Origin of the sequence: Nocardia sp. CC213A, from assembly GCF_030766805.1 — a bacterium.
Lineage (GTDB): Bacteria > Actinomycetota > Actinomycetes > Mycobacteriales > Mycobacteriaceae > Nocardia > Nocardia otitidiscaviarum.
Map to the genome: position 1 here is coordinate 350,862 of NZ_JASFXA010000007.1, position 16,456 is coordinate 367,317.

Consider the following 16,456-nt stretch of genomic DNA (forward strand, 5'->3'; position numbering starts at 1 on the left):
AGTACCGCGTGAAGGTCCCCGACGACGACCTGGCACGCCTGCGGACCGTGGGCGACGCGGTCGCCTTCGTACAGTGCATGGAGACCGAGCAGTCCCACGACCGGTGCCCCGGTGGGGTGTGATTGGTTGGGGCTGGTTGCGGCCTTGTCCATGTGTTGCGGTGTCGGGGGTCGTGTCGGTCCGGGGGTGTTGCCGCAGAGATCTGAAGAGATGAGTGTGGTGGCGTTGGGTGCCTTACCTGGCTTTCGCTGACGCCGGGTCGGGTGCCGCGCGCGTCTATCCCAGCCCACGGACTGGCTGGGGTTGCGTTCTCGAGACGGGCCTTTGCGGGGTGTGGTTATTGGCGTAAGTGATCGCCTCGGGTCGGGTCCGGGCGGTGGGTGCGGTGGTCTGTCGACGACCGGTCGTGATGGCCGGTGGCTCGTGGATCGGCTGTTCGGTGGTCGCGGTGACGGTGACGGGGCCGGTCGAGATGGTCGGCACCGTGCCGGGTCGGGGTATCGGTGAGCCACTGCTCGGGATGGTGATGCAGATTCACCCGGGGTGCCCGTGCCGGGTGGATGCGGGTCGGGGGTGCCCACACGACACGACCCGGATACCGGCCGCTACCGACACCACCGCTGCGGTTGCCGCCGCTACCGAGGCCGTTGCCGATACTGCCGACACCGCCGCCGCGGTTGCCGCCGCTGCCGATGCTGTTGCCGCCGATGCTGCCGCTGCTACTGCTACTGCTGTTGCTGTTGCTGTTGCTGTTGCCGCGTCCGAGGGTGGCCCACCCCGTCGGATCCTCGACATCCTCGGGAATCTGAGCGTGGCAGCGATCGCACACCAACGTCAGATTCTCGATATCGGTACGACCACCCCGCAACCACGGCACCATATGATGCACCGCACACATCGTCGCGGGAGCCTCACACCCGGGGCGGGTGCAGCCGCGGTCGGCGGCGATACACGCCAACCGCTGCCACGGCGACGCCAACCGATACTTCCCCCGCCCCAAATGCAGGGGCAAACCCTTGCCGTCGAACAGCATCAACAACGGGTAGCTGCCCTCGGCCATCCGCAACGCATCCCGAACCGACATCACCGACCCCGATGCGGTGTGGGCGTACCCGGCCCCGGCCTGCAAGTCGGTGAGACTCATCGTCAACACCACCGACACCGGCACACCCCGGTGAGACCCCAGGTTCTCCGGACCACCCCCGGCAGCCAGGAACGCTTTCACCGCGTCGTGGTTACGCTGCCCGGCACTACGCCGATCCCGCCGCGCCGCCACCTCCATGAGATCCTTGTCGACCGCACCCGGCCCCATCCGGGGACTGTCGGGATCCTCCGGATTACACATGCCCGGACGCGCCCACTTCGCCAAGACGACATCCAGCAGGGCACGCAGTTGCGGGTCGAGCACGCCCTTGATCTCGCTCATGCCGTCCACGCGTTGTTTGCCCACCCAGAGTTCGCGGCGGCGGGCGCGGTCGTCGTCATTGGTGAGGACCCCGTCGGGGTCCAGGCACGACAGCAGCACGTGCCCGACCTTGCTCACATACTCCGGCGGCATCTGGCTCGCCGCGCGGGCGAGCTGCTGTTCGGCCTCGGCCTGCCTCTCGACGGGCACCGCGGCCGGGATGCGGTCCATCACCCGCATGATCACCCGCGCGTGCTCCGGGGACACCACACCCTCGGCCTGCAACGCCGCGGTGGTCGGCAACAACGCCGGACCGGGTTCCCCGCAGAACGCGCGCGGCCGCAACGACGCCGACGCGCGTACCCGCGCTCCGGCCTCGGCGGCCGACAGGCGCAGCACATCGATCAGATAGCCGCGCATCCCCTTGGCCCCGGCACGCTCCCACAGATGCCGCGCCTCGACTTCGGCGATCATGCGGTGTGACAGTGCCGCCATCCGACAACGAACGGATTCCATCTCCCGCATGACGTCCACGAGAGCGGTGTCGGACAACCCGGTGAGATCGGTCGCGAGCAGGGCGTCCATCGCGGCCGACAGACCGGCCGCGGTATCACCGCCTCGCGTTTCCCCCTCCGGAATCATGCACCAATTCTACCGCGAAATCCATTGCGGCAGAAGCTAAAAGGCCATCTGAACTGCACATCTTCACATCCGGGTTCGGGCCAGAACACTCGCACGACACCCGCCGTAGCCTCCACAGCGGCAAGCCTTCTCGCTACTTCCGGTGGAGTCGAACAGCCGACCACATCTATCGCTTCTCGTCCTTCTCGTGCGATGGGACTCCATGGCTGGCTGCGTACGGTCGAACGGGGGCGGGTTCCGCGCTCACGGCAGGTCGGAGAAGCGGACGTCGTGGGCTACAGCGGTGACCTGGAGGCCGTCGGTGCTGGGCTGGATGTCGGTCAGGCGGGCACCGAGCGGTAGCCGTTGCAGGGGAACGGTGAAGGCGAGGGAGTTGCGGAGGAGGGCGAGGGGGATGGTGGGGCCGCCGGTGGCGGGCTGGACCGATACCGGGGTGACCTCGATGCCGTCGGCGGTCGGCTCGACGGTGACGATGAGGGTCGCGGGGACCGGGATGCCTTCCACCGAGAAGGTTCCGGTGACGCGCAGGCCCTCCGGGCTGTGGGAGATCGTCTCCACTCCGGACGGGGCGTAATCGCGCACGACGTCGTAGGGGACCAGGGCCGTGGCGGTCGCCGTCGCCGCGACCAGATTCGAGGTGCGGTTGCCGAGCAGGTCGCGCAGGGGGGCCGAGACATCGTTCAGCCTCACCTCGAGGTCGCGCACGTGGATGTCCTGGTCGTGCCAGTCGCCGACCTGGATGTCGATCTCGCGATAGCGCCCGTCGACCGCCTGGGTCAGGAACGGAAACCCGCCGATCTCCACCCGAGGCCGCTGCGGGAGTTCGTATTCGCCGGCGATCGCGCGCCCGATCTCGTTCTGCGCCAGCGTCACCGCGACCCGGTCGCCGATGATCAGCGCGATCGCCAGCACGACGATCAGTGTCAGCAATGCGCGCATACGCTCACCCGTCCGGCCATCCCACCATCATGCCCGTTCCCGACACGGGAAACGGCCCGGTGTCCGGTGGGTTCGCCGGATACCGGGCCGTTGCTCGTCGCGCGATCAGAAGTTGATCATGTGTCCCGCGAGGCCGTGGATGGCCTCCTGGAGCGCCTCGCTCAACGTCGGGTGGGTGTGCACGTTGCGGGCGAGTTCGTTGACCGTGAGGTCCCACTTCTGGGCCAGGGTCAGTTCCGGCAGCAGCTCCGAGACGTCGGGGCCGATGAGGTGGCCGCCGATGAGTTCGCCGTACTTGGCGTCGGAGATGAGCTTGACGAAGCCCTGGGCATCACCCAGGCCGTGCGCCTTGCCGTTGGCGGTGAACGGGAAGGTGGCGACCTTGACGTCGTAGCCCTCGTCCTTGGCCTGCTGCTCGGTCAGGCCGAAGGAGGCGACCTGGGGCTGACAGAAGGTGGCGCGCGGCATCATGCGGTAGTCGCCCAGCGGCATGGTCTCGGCGCCGCCGATGGTCTCGGCGGCGACCACGCCCTGCGCCTCGGCGACGTGCGCGAGCTGAAGCTTGGCGGTGACGTCACCGATGGCGTAGATGTGCGGCACATTGGTGCGCATGTACTCGTCGATGGCGATGGCGCCGCGGTCGGTCAGCTGCACGCCGGTGGTCTCCAGGCCGTAGCCCTCCACGCGCGGCGCGAAACCGACGGCCTGCAACACCTTGTCGACGGTGACGGTCTCGACATTGCCGGACTTGTTGTCCTTGATGGAGACGGTCACCTTGGAGCCGTCGTCGTCGATGGACTGCACCGACGCACCCGTGGTGATGGTGATCCCGAGCTTCTTGTACGCCTTGGTGATCTCCTTGGAGACATCGGCGTCCTCGTTGGGCAGCGCGCGGTCGAGGAACTCCACGATGCGCACGTCCACGCCGTAGTTCTTGAGGACGTAGCCGAACTCCATGCCGATCGCGCCCGCGCCGACGATCAGGATCGAGCCGGGCAGATCGCGGGTGAGGATCTGCTCCTCGTAGGTGACCACGTTCTGCGACACCGAGGTGCCCGGCAGCAGCTTGGTGACGGTGCCGGTGGCGATGATGACGTTGTCGAAGGTGATGTTCTCCGCGCCGCCCTTGGTCAGGGCGACCTGGAGAGAGTTCGGGCCGGTGAAGGTGCCCAGACCGTCGAACTCGTCGATCTTGTTCTTCTTCATCAGGAAGTGGACGCCCTTGACCCGGCCGTCCGCCACCTTGCGGCTGCGATCGAAGGCGGCGCCGAAATCGAACTTCGCCTCCCCGCTGATGCCGAAGGTCTTGGCCTCCTTGGTGAAGATATGGGCCAGCTCCGCGTTACGCAGCAGTGCCTTGGACGGGATGCAGCCCACGTTCAGGCACACGCCACCCCAGTATTTCTGCTCGACGATCGCTGTTCGCAGGCCGAGTTGAGCGGCGCGGATCGCGGCGACGTATCCGCCGGGACCAGCGCCGAGAACGACGACATCGTAGTGGGAAGTCACGGGTTCGAGCCTAACTCCGTTCACCCGGCCGCACGCACCCGATCCCCCTCTACGGTGAGATCTCGCACACACGATCGCTGCGCGCGGATACGACAACAGCTCACGACCCGATCGAGCAGGCGTTCCACAGCACGGCGTGCCCGGACATCGACGGTCCGGAGCTAACCGAGACCGAGATCCGCGGGTCCGAGCACCTTGCGGAGCGCGGCGGTGAGCGCCGCGAGTTCCTCCGGTTCCAGGCGCTCGCCCAGTCGACGCTCGATGCCGCCGAGGTAGTGCGGCGCGGCGGCGCGGAAGCGTTCGCGGCCGCGGTCGGTGATGGAGACGAAGGCGGATCTGCCGTCGTCCGGATTGGATTCGCGCCGTACCAGGCCGTGTGTTTCGAGCTCGGCGACCAACCGGCTCACCCGGGTACGGCTGAGCACCACGCGTTCACCCAGATCGCTCATGCGCAGCCGTTCGACGCCGTCCAGTTCGAGCAGAACGTCGTACCAGTTCAGGGGCAACCCGACGGTTGTGCGTAGTTCCGCGTCCAGCTCGGGGACGAGGGTGGCGTGTACCCGCAGCAGTGCCGACCAGGCGGCCGCGGCCGGGCGGGGGGTGGGCTGTGAGTGGGGCACCGGCCCAGCGTACCGGGTTGCGTGCGTGCGCACACAAATAGTAGCGTGCACACGCACATAAAAATGTGCGCGAGAAGAATCGAGGTTGCCCCATGACCGCACTCATCACCCGCGAGGAACTCGAGAAGGAGATCGCCGCGGGCACCGTCACGGTGATCGACGCGCTCGGCGGCGAGTACTACGCCAAGGCGCACCTGCCGGGCGCGATCGCGCTCGTCGAATCCGAGGTGGAAAGCGAAGCCGCGCGCCTGCTGCCGGATCGCGACGCCGCCATCGTGACCTACTGTTCCAACCCGGCCTGCCAGAACAGCCAGGCCGTCGCCAGCAAGCTGGAGGCGCTGGGCTACACCAACGTCCGCAAATACCGCGAGGGCATTCAGGACTGGACGGACGCGGGCCTGACCGTGGAGTCCGGGCGCTGATCCGGACGCGGCCGGTGCGTCACCGCGAGGCGACGCACCGGCCGTCGAATACCGCTCGGCCGCAGCGACTTCAGCGGCTGAGCCGCTGGAAGCGCCGCACCGCGAGCGGCAGGAAGATCGCGGTGAGCACCAGCGGCCAGACCAGCGCCATCAGCGCGGCGTGCTGCTCCACCCAGGAATCCCCGCTGCCCACGGGGGTGCCGAACAGCTCGCGGGTCGCCGCCGCCGTCGAGGAGATGGGATTCCACGCCGCGATCGTGCCGAGCCAGGACGGCATCAACTGCGGGGCGACGAAGATGCTCGAAATCATGGTGAGCGGGAAGACCACCGCGAACAGACCGCCCGCCGCCTCCGGATTCGGCACCATCAATCCCAGCCACACGCCCACCCAGATCAGCGCGAAGCGCAGCCACAGCAGCAGCACGAACGCCGCCACCACGCCGAGCAATCCACCGGTGGGCCGCCAGCCGATGGCGAAGGCGGTCAGCATGAGAATGCCCAGCTCCGCGCAGGCGACCAGCAGATCGGTGACACCGCGACCGGAGACCACCGCCGAGGCGGACATGGGCATGGACCGGAACCGGTCGATCACGCCCTTGGTGGCGTCGTAGACCACCACGGTCGCGGTGTTCACGAAGCTGAAGGCCATGGTCATGGTGAACATGCCCGGCATCAGGAAGCTGCGGTAGTCGCCTCCGCCCGGCACCACCATGGCACTGCCGAACACATAGCCGTACAGCAGCACCGAGACGATCGGAAAGCCCAGCTGCCAAGCGATGTTCACCGGCTGGCGCTGATAGTGGGTCAGCCCGCGGCGCACGATGTTCCAGCAGTCGGCCACCGCCCAGTAGGTGCGCGAACGGTGCTCGGGGGTCAGATCGACGGCGCTCATCAGGCGGCCTCCTCGGTAGCGGTGCGGTGACCGGTGAGATGTAGGAAGACATCGTCGAGACTGGGGCGGCGCAGCCCGATGTCCTCGACGGCGATGCCCTCGTCCTGCAGGGCGCGCGCCACCTCGGTGAGCGCGGCGACCCGATCGGCGACGGGCGCGTGCACGCGTCGCTCGACCTCCACGGTCTCCGGTTCGGTATCGCTCACGCGGGCAACGACCTTCGCCACCAGGGGCAGATCGGCGACTTCCAGCGCCACCACCTCGATGAGGTCGCCGCCCACGATGTTCTTCAAACCGTCGGGGGTGTCGTCGGCGATGGCCCGCCCCTGATCGATGACGGTGATGTGGGAGGCGAGCCGATCCGCCTCCTCCAGATACTGCGTGGTGAGCAGGACCGTGGTGCCGTCGGCGACCAACGCGCGCACCGATTCCCACACCTCGTTGCGACTGCGCGGATCGAGTCCGGTGGTCGGCTCGTCGAGGAAGAGCACGTCCGGCGCGAGGATCATGGACGCCGCCAGGTCGAGACGGCGACGCATGCCGCCGCTGTACTTGCCGACGCCGCGGTCGGCGGCATCGGTGAGGTCGAAACGCTCCAGCAGTTCCCGCGCGCGCAACCGCGCTCGCCGCCCGCCCAGATGGAACAGCCGACCGAACATCTCGAGGTTCTGCTGCCCGGTGAGCACCTCGTCCACGGCGGCGTACTGGCCGGTGAGCCCGATGCGCGCCCGCACCTCCCCAGGCTGGCGGGCCACATCGAACCCGGCCACCCGCGCCTGCCCGCCGTCCAGCCGCAGCAGGGTGGACAGGATGCGCACGGCCGTGGTCTTGCCCGCGCCGTTCGGCCCCAACAGGCCGTGCACCGTGCCCGCGCGGACCGTCAGATCGAATCCGTCGAGTGCGTTCTTCGCTCCATATCTCTTGGTCAACCCCTCGGCCAGTACCGCATAGTCGGCCACCGTCGTCCTCCGCTATCACTCGGAATTAAACCGGGTACATCGTACCCCATTTCGAGTACAACGTACCCAGTTTTTTCCCGGACCGCTACGCTCGAGACCATGAGCAGCACCGAGACCAGTGGCAGCGGTGATCTCGCACGGACTCTCGAGCTCCTGTGGAACACCGGCCCCCGCCCCAGCCGCGGCCCCAAACCCGGACTCACCCTGGACCGCATCGTCGAGGCCGCCATCCACGTCGCCGACGCCGAGGGCCTGGACGCGGTCACCATGCGCCGGGTGGCCACGGAACTGGGCACCGGCACCATGACGCTCTACCGCTACCTGCCCGGCAAGGCCGAACTGCTCGATCTCATGCTCGACCGCGTACAGGACCCCCAGTTCGACGGACTACCGGAACCGGAGGCGGGCTGGCGTGCGGCCCTGGAAGCCGTGGCGTACTCGACACTCGCCCTGTACCAGCGACATCCGTGGCTGATCCAGGTCAACCAGAGCCGACCGGTCATGGGACCGAGCGCCGTGGAGGGCATGGAGCGCATCCTCGCCCGGATCAAACCCATGGGACTGCCCGACCGCGAACTCATCTCCGTGGTGCTGCTGATCGACAACTATGTGGTCGGCGCCGCGCGCACCCAGCTGTACGCGCAGGAGGCCGAACTCCGCACCGGCATGACCGATCTCGAATTCTGGGAGGCCCAGGCACCGGCACTGAACCAGGCCATGGCGACCGGACGCTATCCGATCCTGGCGGGAATGGGCGACAACACCTTCGACCCCAGCTACGACCACTTCGGCTGGGGATTGCGGCGGGTGCTCGACGGGCTCGAACGGACGGTCGTCAGCGATCGACCCGAGTGAGACCGGCTCGGCCGCCGCGCCTCAGCGCCGCCACACCTGCCGCGCCACCCGGGCGAAATTGTCGCGGAACACCGCCGCGATCTCGGCTTCGGTGAACCCGCGGCGGGCCAGCACCGTGTCCAGCCCGGGAACCTCGTTCTCCCCCAACAGATCTTCCGGCGGGGTCCACTGCAACGGACCCCAGCGCGTGTAATCCTCGGAGAAATTCCCCGGGTTCGCGGCGATCTCGGCATTGAACTGTGCACCGTCGAAGGAGAAGTCGGAGCCGATGCCGATGTGCTCGATACCGACCAGCTCCGCACCGTAGACGATGTGATCGGCCATGGCTTCGACGCGCGCGGCCCTACCCTCGGGCTTGTTGCGCCCCAAGAAGATTCCTACCCCGTTGATGCCGACCACACCGCCGGTCTCCGCGCACGCACGCGCCTGATCGTCGGTGATATTGCGCGGATGCGCCCACAGGGCCGCGAAATTCGAGTGACTGTAGATCATCGGAACGCTGGTGGTCGCGGCGATGTCCAATCCGGTGCGGACCGAACAATGTGAGCCGTCGGCGAATACGCCCACCTCATTGAGCGTGCGCACCAGATCGCGTCCGTACCCGGTGAGCCCGGTGTCCGCGGTATCGAGGCAACCGCAGCCCGCCGCATTGGCGTGGTTGTAGGTGGGCAGCAGGGAGCGGACCCCCAGATCGTGGAAGACCGCGACATTGTCCAGGTCACCGCCGAGCGGGCCGGAGTCCTCCAGATCGAAGGCCAGCGCGATCACCCCATCGGCCAGGGTGTCGGCGAACGACTCCACCAGCCGAAACTCCGGTCGCGCCGCGGCGTCACGGCGGAACTGCCGCACCAGCGCCAGCGCGTCCGCCGTGGAGTGCGGCGCGTACCCGACATTGACCGACACATAGCTGCCGACCGGATACCGCGCCAGCTCGCGGATGTCGGCGCTGGGCAGCAGCGGCAGGCAGCAGTGCTGCTCCCACGGTGCGGGTCGCATCCACGCCTCCTCGACAGCAATCGGCATCCGTCCGGCAATCCTACTGAGCAGGGTTCCCCGTCACACCGATGCGCCCTCGGCAACAATGGGGCCATGAGCGGTGTTGACGAGAGCGTGACGGATCCTTACCTGTGGCTCGAAGAGGTCACCAGCGATCGCGCATTGGACTGGGCGCGGGAACGCAATGACGTGGTGGTCGAGACCTTCGCCTCGTCGGACCGCTTCACCGAACTGGAGTCGCGCATTCTCGCCATGCTCGACACCGACACCCGCATCGCCTACCCCGGACGGCGCGGGCGCTGGCTGTACAACTTCTGGCGCGATGCCGAACACCCCAAGGGCCTGTGGCGACGCACCACCTTCGCCGAATACTCCAAGGACGAGCCCGCCTGGGAGGTACTGATCGATCTCGACGCCCTGGCCGCCGCCGAGGACGAGAACTGGGTCTGGGGCGGCGCGGCCGTGCTGCGGCCGGAGCAGCAGCGGGCGCTGATCAGCCTGTCGCGCGGCGGTGCGGACGCCAAGGTGGTCCGCGAATTCGCGATCGAGACAAAGGAATTCCTCGCACCCGAGGACGGCGGGTTCTATCTGCCCGAGGCCAAGTCCGAGATCCGGTGGATCGATATCGACACCGTGTACGTGGGCACCGACTTCGGGCCCGGCTCGCTCACCGACTCCGGCTATCCGCGCATCGCCAAGCGCTGGCGGCGCGGCACGCCCCTGGCGGAGGCGGTCACCGTCTTCGAGGGCGAGCCATCGGATGTGGCGGTATCCGCCGGCTACGACCGGACCCCCGGCTACGAACGGCATTTCGTCGGCCGCGCCACCGACTTCTTCAACGAAGAGGTGTACCTACTCGAGGACGGCGATACGCTGCGGCGGCTCGAGCTGCCCACCGACTCCTCGGAATCCTGGTACCGGGACTGGCTGCTGGTCCGGCTCAAGTCACCGTGGGAGGTCGGCGGCCGGGAGTATCCGGCGGGGGCGCTGCTGGCCACCGATTTCGACGACTTCCTCGGCGGCGCACGCGATTTCGAGGTGATCTTCGAACCCGACGCGCACACCGCGCTGCACGGCTACGGCTGGACCGAGAACCATCTGCTGCTCATCACGCTCGAGGATGTGCAGACCAAGCTCTACGTGGTCACGCCCGGAACGGACGGCTGGGTCCGCGAACCGCTCGCCGACGCCCCGCGCATGGCCACCACCAGCGTCATGAATCTGGACCCGCTCGAGGGCGGCGACGAATTCATGCTCACCACCAGCGGTTTCACCACACCCACCACCCTGCTCTCCGGCTCCGTCGGCGGCCCGACCGCACTGCTCAAGAAGGAGCCCGAGTTCTTCGACGCCGCGGGCGTGGAGACCGAGCAGTACTTCGCGCGCTCCGACGACGGCACCATGATCCCGTATTTCGTCATCCGCCACCGTGATCGGATCGGTCGACCCGGCCCGACCATCATGTCCGGGTACGGCGGATTCGAGGTCTCGCGCACACCCGCCTACAGCGGCGCGTCCGGCATGGGCTGGCTGGAGCGCGGCGGCACCTGGGTGATGACCAATATCCGCGGCGGCGGCGAATACGGGCCGCAGTGGCATACGGCGGTGCAGAAGGCCAACCGGCACAAGGTGTACGAGGATTTCTCATCGGTGGCCAAGGACCTGGTCGCCCGCGGCATCGCCACCCACGACCGGTTGGGCGCGGTGGGCGGCAGCAATGGCGGCCTGCTCATGGGCGTCATGCTCACCCGGTACCCGGAACTGTTCGGGGCCATCGTCTGTCAGGTGCCCCTGCTGGATATGCGGCGCTATCACCTGCTGTTGGCCGGCGCCTCCTGGATCGCGGAATACGGTGACCCGGACAAGCCGGAGGAGTGGCAGTACATCAGCGAGTACTCGCCCTACCAGAACACCCGGGCGGACGCGCCCTACCCGCCGATCCTGCTCACCACCTCCACGCGCGACGACCGGGTGCATCCGGGGCACGCACGAAAGATGGCGGCCCTCTTGGAATCCCAGGGCCATCCCGTCTGGTACCACGAGAATATCGAGGGCGGGCACGGCGGCGCCGCCGACAACAAGCAGTCGGCGTTCCAGGCCGCGCTCATCTTCGAATTCTTCACCCAGCGACTCATGGGGAAGTGATCAACGGTCACGCAACCATTTCTCGATGTAGTCGACCGTGCCGCGCGAATCCGGAATCCAGCCGTTGTGCCCCAGTGATTCCGGATTGTGCCACCGGGTGATGTCCGCGCCCGACAGCTTCTCCAGCAGATGCGCGGCCGAGCCGCGGGGGGTGAGGTCGTCACCGGTGATGGTGATGGACAGCACCGGCAGTTTCAGCCGCGCGATGCGCTCCTCGTAGTCGATGTCCGCACCGGCAGGTTGGAATTTCCCGGTGCGGGCCAATCGCGCCCAGTCGGCGATGAGCACCTTCGACTGGCGGCCGAAACCGCCCGCGGTGATCCGGTCCCCGGGCCAGAAACCGGCGAGATTCGCGGTCAGTGAGACCGCGGCGCTGCCGAGCAGCAGTCCGGTGGAGGCCAGGCCGCCGTAACCGCGGTGGTAAGGGGTGCCCGAGGCGATCAGAATCAATCCGCCCAGCCGACCCCGGATCCGGGACGCGTACAGCACGCCCAATTGCCCACCGAGGCTGTGCCCCAGCAGATATGGGGTCGAACGTGGGAACCGCTCCCGCACCACCTCGAACATGGCCGGGAAATCCACGGAGACGAGTTCCTGATATCCGTAGGTACTCGACGGACTCGGTTTCGGGCGGCTGTCGCCGTTCCCCCGCAATTCCAGAATGGCGGCGTCGAATCCCCGGCTCGCGACATCCTTCGCGAAGAACTCGTAGTAGGCGGCCGGTACCCCGAGCCCCGGCGCGATCACCACCACCGGACGCGGCGTGTCCGGCGTGATCGCATGCCGGTGTGCACCGTGCGCGGGCACCAATCGGACCGGCACGGTGGTTCCGTCCGGCATCTGGATCGGCACAGTCTCCATACGCGCACGCTACCGCTCCACCGCGGATTCGTGTCCACGGCGCCGCGCCCTGTGCCCGCCGACGCCGGACGTTCCATGCCCGCCGATGCCGCACACCCCCATGCCCGGAGGGGCGGCGCGCATCCAGATGCCGGTGTTGGTCTTCTCGGTGGCGCGCCCCACGCCCGCGCCGGGGCCACAGCCCCACGTCGGGGCGAGCGTGGGGTGGGATCAGGCGCTGACCGCGCCCATGATGATGCGGCGCAGCACGCGGATGACGTCGTCCAGCGGCTGGCGGGGGTCGGAGCCGCTCCACGCGTCCACCACGTAGTTGACGGCGCCGATAATGGCCAGAACGCGCATTTCGTAGTCGCCGGGCGGGATTTCGCCGTGCATGGCGGCGTCCTCGGCGGCGCTGGCGAGTAGCGCTCCCCAGGCGCGGCGCAGTTCCAGTCGGAACTTCTCGACCTTGGGGCCCGCGCCGACCACCTCGACCAGTGAGACCCGCGCCTTGCGGGGGTCGCGGCCGATGGACTCGATATAGGCGCGTACGGCGGCGTCGATGATCTCGATCGCGCTGGCGTCCGCGTGGTCGGCGATGGTGGCCGCCACGGCTTCCCGTGATTCCCGGTCGATCTGTTCGTAGAGTTCGAGCAGCAGCGATTCGCGCCCCGTGAACTCCTCGTAGAACTGCCGAGAGGAGAGACCGGCGTCCTTGCAGATGGCACCGACGGAGCTGTTGGCGTACCCGTCCCGCGCGAATACCGTCAGCCCGGACTCCAGAAAACGCGCACGTCGCTGCCGCTGCCGGTCTTCTACGGGCTGCCCGGCGTACATTCTTCCCGCGTTCGTTTCCTGAGACATTGCGCCAGACAATACCGAAGGGGCCGATCCCCTCGTCATGGATCGGCCCCTTCGTTTGCACCTTCGGCATACCGCGCGATTGCCGAAAGTTGGCTCAGTGCATCGGAGCATGGCGACCAGCCCAACGGCAGTCGGGAATTGGCAGGGGAACTGCCGGGGTTCGTCGCCCGAGCCCGGGGGGAGGCCCGGCCGCTGTGTCGCGTTGGCCCGATGATCACTGATCATTTGCCGTTCCACACGATACCGAGCGGCCGCTCCGAGTGGAATACTTTTGTCGGATTTTTCTAGAATTTATTTGGCCGACACCGCTGTGCACCACAGTGGAGCAGGGACGACCGAGCGTGCCGTGCAGCGCGTCGCCCGGAACGCAGCCGGGGCCCGGTCCACCTCATCATGGACCGAGCCCCGCGCCGCATCGTTCACTTCCGCGCGAGCGCCGGAAGGTGGCGACCATCCGGCTACTCCGCCGAACCACTTGCCGATCCGGAGGACAGCAGCTTCAGGATGGTCTGCGCGAGGATGTCCGAGATGATGTCGGTCATGGGGGTACTCCGATCCAACTACGGCGCCAGTATCTGTCACTGGCTGTTTGCCATCGGGACGATACCGAGCGTCCAGCAGGTGCGGCAGCGTTTTGAAGGATCTTTCTAGGACTATTTCCCGGGTGCGGCGGACGGCGGCGACCAGCCGTTTCGCCATGTTTGCCGCGGTGCCTCCGGCGGCCCCTCCAACCATGTGAAACACTCGCGTCCGCCCCGCGCGGGCGGGCACTCGGCGGCCCGGCAGAGCCACCGGTGCGCCACCGCGCCCGGGCCGGGTTCAGCACGTTTCCGGGCCGCGACCGGAACCCCCCGCTCGGAATTTGCCGGTGCGCGTTCAACCACAGGTCACGCCGATCGCCCGGGGCGGCGAGTACTCGGCGGCGGTCCCGCACCCGGTTCGGTTGCGGGACCGCGTGTTTCGACGGGCTATCGGTCAGGTGAGCGCGTAACCCACTGGCCGGGTAGTGAATTCACCGCGCCCCTGCGTGCGGCTGCGCAAACGAGTCGCATAGCCGAACAATTCAGCCAGTGGCACGGCCGCCGTCGCCACCACGGCTCCGCCGCGGGTCGTCGAACCCACGATCCGGCCACGACGGGCCGCCAAGTCGCCGAGCACCGCGCCGACGAATTCCTCCGGCACCGTGACGGTCACCTCGACGATCGGCTCCAGCAGGCGCATTACGCTGGCGCGCAGCGCATCTCGGACACCCAGGCGCGCGGCCGTGCGGAAGGCCAGCTCCGAGGAGTCCTTGACGTGGATCATGCCGTCGGTCAACGTGATGCGCACACCCGTCACCGGATGACCACCGAGCGGACCGGCCGCCAGGGCATCCCGGCAGCCCGCCGCGACCGCGCGCACGAACTCGGCCGGGACACGACCACCCACCACCGTGGAATGGAATTCCATGCCGTCGGCACCGGGATCCGCGGTGTCCAGCGGCTCCACATCGAAGACGATGTGCGCCCAGTGTCCGCTGCCGCCGTCCTGCTTGACGTGCCGGTAGGTCACCCCCGACACCCCGCGCAGCACCGTCTCCCGATAGGCCACCTGCGGGCGGCCCACGGTCACCCCGATGCCGCGGTCGCGGCGGATCTTCTCCACCGCCACGTCCAGGTGCAGTTCGCCCAGCCCGGACAGCAGCGTCTGCCCGGTCTCCGCATCCGTGCGCACAACCAGCGAGGAATCCTCGTCGGTCAATCGCGTCAGGGCCAGCCGCAGCCGCTCGGCATCCGCGTTCGCCTTCGGCTCGACCGCCACCGAGACCACCGGATCGGCCACCGTCGGCGGTTCCAGCAGCACCGGCGCGTGCGGAGCCGCGAGGGTCGCGCCGACCGCGGCCTTCGGCCCGACGAGGGCCACGATGTCACCGGCCACCGCGCCGTCCACCTCCACGTGGCGGTCGGCCTGTACGCGCAGCACCCGTGCCACCCGCTCCCGGCGACCGGCTCCGACATCCGACACCGTGTCCCCCTTGCGCAGGACGCCCGTGTACAGGCGGACGAAGGTGAGGCGTCCGGTCGCGGTCGCCTGCACCTTGAACACCAGGGCGGCAAGCGGTTTCGTCGGATCGGCCACCGGGCCGGGGCCACCGGACGGCGCGCGATCCCGCGGCGCGGGCAGATACGCGACGACCGCGTCGAGCAGCGGTTCGATCCCACGATCACGGTAGGCGGCACCGCACAGCACCACCACGATCTCACCGCCGAGGGTCAGCTCGCGCAAGGCCGCGGTCAGTGTCTCCGCCGACAGTTCCGCGTGGTCGACGAACTCGTCCAGGGCGGCCGCATGCCGTTCCGCGACGGCCTCGTCCAGAGCCCGTCGACGATGCGACGCCAGCTCGGCGAGCGCGGCGGGAATCGGTCGCTCCGACAGGCCGTCCGCCTGCCAGACGAGCGCACGCATGCGCACCAGGTCCACCACACCGGTGAACTCCGACTCGTCGCCGATCGGCAGCTGCACGGCCAGCGGTACCGGGTGCAGCCGCTCCCGGATGGACGCCACCGCCGCGTCGAAATCGGCTCCGGCGCGGTCCATCTTGTTGACGAACGCGATACGTGGCACGCCGTACCGGTCGGCGCGACGCCACACCGATTCGCTCTGCGGCTCCACCCCGGCCACCGCGTCGAAAACCGCGACCGCGCCGTCCAGCACGCGCAGCGACCGCTCCACCTCGTCGGAGAAGTCCACATGGCCGGGGGTGTCGATGACGGTCAGGCGGTGACCGTTCCATTCGCAGCTCACCGCCGCGGCGAAGATGGTGATGCCGCGATCGCGTTCCTGCGAATCGAAATCGGTGACCGTGGTGCCCTCGTGCACCTCACCGCGCTTGTGCGTGGCGCCGGTGAGGTAGAGCATCCGTTCGGTGACGGTGGTCTTGCCCGCATCCACATGGGCGAGAATGCCGAGATTACGGACGTGGGCGGAGTGGTGTCGGGAAACAGAGGTACGCACGGAAATTCGGTCCTTCGTGCTGAGCAGGGTCACTACAGCGCGATTCCCGGACGGAGCCGGTACCGAGACGGGATGCGTCGGTACGGCGCGACTCGACCCCCGGGGAGGTCGATGCGTGAAAGGTCCGGGTGACTCAGTACCGGCCGCGCAGCCGGTACCGGACCGGCGAAGACACCAGGATCACCTCGAAGCGCGAACGAGCCGCGACGGTGCGTTGACCGCGCATCATCCGGCTCCCTCCTGGTTCGACGTGCCGTGCGGCACGAGACGCATTGCGAGACTACGCAATCGCGCGGGTGGAGGAAACCGATTTTCCGGGGCGGTCGACGACTGGTGAAATGTCGAGGGGGGTGAAACGCGGAAGGCCCCGACCA

The 16,456-nt window shown here is 68.0% G+C and carries 13 protein-coding genes; 3 read left to right on the forward strand and 10 right to left on the reverse strand.

Annotated elements, in window-relative coordinates:
• Positions 1 to 337 precede the first annotated feature (337 nt).
• From QJS31_RS16075 to QJS31_RS16090, 4 genes are all read right to left on the reverse strand, one after another.
• The gene (locus QJS31_RS16075; RefSeq protein ID WP_306357040.1) at positions 338 to 2,047 is read right to left on the reverse strand and encodes an HNH endonuclease signature motif containing protein; all 1,710 of its coding nucleotides are present in this window, start codon (positions 2,045 to 2,047) and stop codon (positions 338 to 340) included.
• 243 nt (positions 2,048 to 2,290) lie between these two features.
• A complete protein-coding gene (locus QJS31_RS16080; protein ID WP_282786093.1) occupies positions 2,291 to 2,986 on the reverse strand; it encodes a DUF2993 domain-containing protein in 696 nt (231 codons plus the stop codon).
• A 105-nt stretch (positions 2,987 to 3,091) separates the two neighbouring features.
• Positions 3,092 to 4,495, reverse strand: coding sequence for a dihydrolipoyl dehydrogenase (lpdA, locus tag QJS31_RS16085; protein ID WP_282786092.1), 1,404 nt, complete (start codon positions 4,493 to 4,495; stop codon positions 3,092 to 3,094).
• 161 nt (positions 4,496 to 4,656) lie between these two features.
• Positions 4,657 to 5,115, reverse strand: coding sequence for a MarR family winged helix-turn-helix transcriptional regulator (locus tag QJS31_RS16090; protein ID WP_282786091.1), 459 nt, complete (start codon positions 5,113 to 5,115; stop codon positions 4,657 to 4,659).
• A gap of 92 nt (positions 5,116 to 5,207) precedes the next feature.
• Between QJS31_RS16090 and QJS31_RS16095 the strand changes: the two genes are divergently transcribed.
• Positions 5,208 to 5,537, forward strand: a complete 330-nt coding sequence (locus QJS31_RS16095) for a rhodanese-like domain-containing protein (protein WP_306357041.1) — start codon at positions 5,208 to 5,210, stop codon at positions 5,535 to 5,537.
• Positions 5,538 to 5,607: 70 nt separating this feature from the next.
• On the opposite strand, the gene QJS31_RS16100 is transcribed toward QJS31_RS16095, so the two are convergent.
• Together QJS31_RS16100 and QJS31_RS16105 are read right to left on the reverse strand one after the other, a co-directional pair.
• Entirely contained in the window at positions 5,608 to 6,429 is an 822-nt protein-coding gene (locus QJS31_RS16100; RefSeq protein ID WP_306357042.1) for an ABC transporter permease, read from the reverse strand.
• Positions 6,429 to 7,388, reverse strand: coding sequence for an ATP-binding cassette domain-containing protein (locus tag QJS31_RS16105; RefSeq protein WP_282781349.1), 960 nt, complete (start codon positions 7,386 to 7,388; stop codon positions 6,429 to 6,431). Before QJS31_RS16105 ends, QJS31_RS16100 begins: the two co-directional genes overlap by 1 nt.
• A gap of 99 nt (positions 7,389 to 7,487) precedes the next feature.
• Here QJS31_RS16105 and QJS31_RS16110 point away from each other — a divergent pair, with 99 nt between their 5' ends.
• The gene (locus QJS31_RS16110; protein ID WP_282781351.1) at positions 7,488 to 8,243 is read left to right on the forward strand and encodes a TetR/AcrR family transcriptional regulator; all 756 of its coding nucleotides are present in this window, start codon (positions 7,488 to 7,490) and stop codon (positions 8,241 to 8,243) included.
• 21 nt (positions 8,244 to 8,264) lie between these two features.
• Here QJS31_RS16110 and QJS31_RS16115 read toward each other — a convergent pair whose 3' ends face one another.
• Complete coding sequence (locus QJS31_RS16115; protein ID WP_372341677.1) at positions 8,265 to 9,266, reverse strand: dipeptidase; 1,002 nt, start codon at positions 9,264 to 9,266, stop codon at positions 8,265 to 8,267.
• A 66-nt stretch (positions 9,267 to 9,332) separates the two neighbouring features.
• On the opposite strand from QJS31_RS16115, the gene QJS31_RS16120 reads away from it, so the two are divergent.
• On the forward strand, positions 9,333 to 11,384 hold the full coding sequence (locus QJS31_RS16120; RefSeq protein ID WP_306357043.1) for a prolyl oligopeptidase family protein: 2,052 nt from the start codon (positions 9,333 to 9,335) through the stop codon (positions 11,382 to 11,384).
• On the opposite strand, the gene QJS31_RS16125 is transcribed toward QJS31_RS16120, so the two are convergent.
• The 3 genes from QJS31_RS16125 to fusA form a co-directional block, all read right to left on the reverse strand.
• Positions 11,385 to 12,245 (reverse strand): alpha/beta fold hydrolase, encoded by an 861-nt coding sequence (locus QJS31_RS16125; RefSeq protein WP_306357044.1) that lies wholly within the window; start codon positions 12,243 to 12,245, stop codon positions 11,385 to 11,387.
• A 210-nt stretch (positions 12,246 to 12,455) separates the two neighbouring features.
• Complete coding sequence (locus QJS31_RS16130; RefSeq protein WP_228808946.1) at positions 12,456 to 13,088, reverse strand: TetR/AcrR family transcriptional regulator; 633 nt, start codon at positions 13,086 to 13,088, stop codon at positions 12,456 to 12,458.
• Positions 13,089 to 14,063: 975 nt separating this feature from the next.
• A complete protein-coding gene (fusA, locus tag QJS31_RS16135; protein ID WP_306357045.1) occupies positions 14,064 to 16,082 on the reverse strand; it encodes an elongation factor G in 2,019 nt (672 codons plus the stop codon).
• Positions 16,083 to 16,456: the final 374 nt, after the last annotated feature.

Excerpts from the sequence above, each read along its gene's own strand:
- QJS31_RS16075 (WP_306357040.1), bottom strand. The coding sequence starts at position 2,047 with ATGATTCCGGAGGGGGAAACGCGAGGCGGTGATACCGCGGCCGGTCTG.
- QJS31_RS16080 (WP_282786093.1), bottom strand. The coding sequence starts at position 2,986 with ATGCGCGCATTGCTGACACTGATCGTCGTGCTGGCGATCGCGCTGATC.
- QJS31_RS16095 (WP_306357041.1), top strand. The coding sequence starts at position 5,208 with ATGACCGCACTCATCACCCGCGAGGAACTCGAGAAGGAGATCGCCGCG.
- QJS31_RS16100 (WP_306357042.1), bottom strand. The coding sequence starts at position 6,429 with ATGAGCGCCGTCGATCTGACCCCCGAGCACCGTTCGCGCACCTACTGG.
- QJS31_RS16110 (WP_282781351.1), top strand. The coding sequence starts at position 7,488 with ATGAGCAGCACCGAGACCAGTGGCAGCGGTGATCTCGCACGGACTCTC.
- QJS31_RS16115 (WP_372341677.1), bottom strand. The coding sequence starts at position 9,266 with ATGCCGATTGCTGTCGAGGAGGCGTGGATGCGACCCGCACCGTGGGAG.
- QJS31_RS16120 (WP_306357043.1), top strand. The coding sequence starts at position 9,333 with ATGAGCGGTGTTGACGAGAGCGTGACGGATCCTTACCTGTGGCTCGAA.
- QJS31_RS16125 (WP_306357044.1), bottom strand. The coding sequence starts at position 12,245 with ATGGAGACTGTGCCGATCCAGATGCCGGACGGAACCACCGTGCCGGTC.
- QJS31_RS16130 (WP_228808946.1), bottom strand. The coding sequence starts at position 13,088 with ATGTCTCAGGAAACGAACGCGGGAAGAATGTACGCCGGGCAGCCCGTA.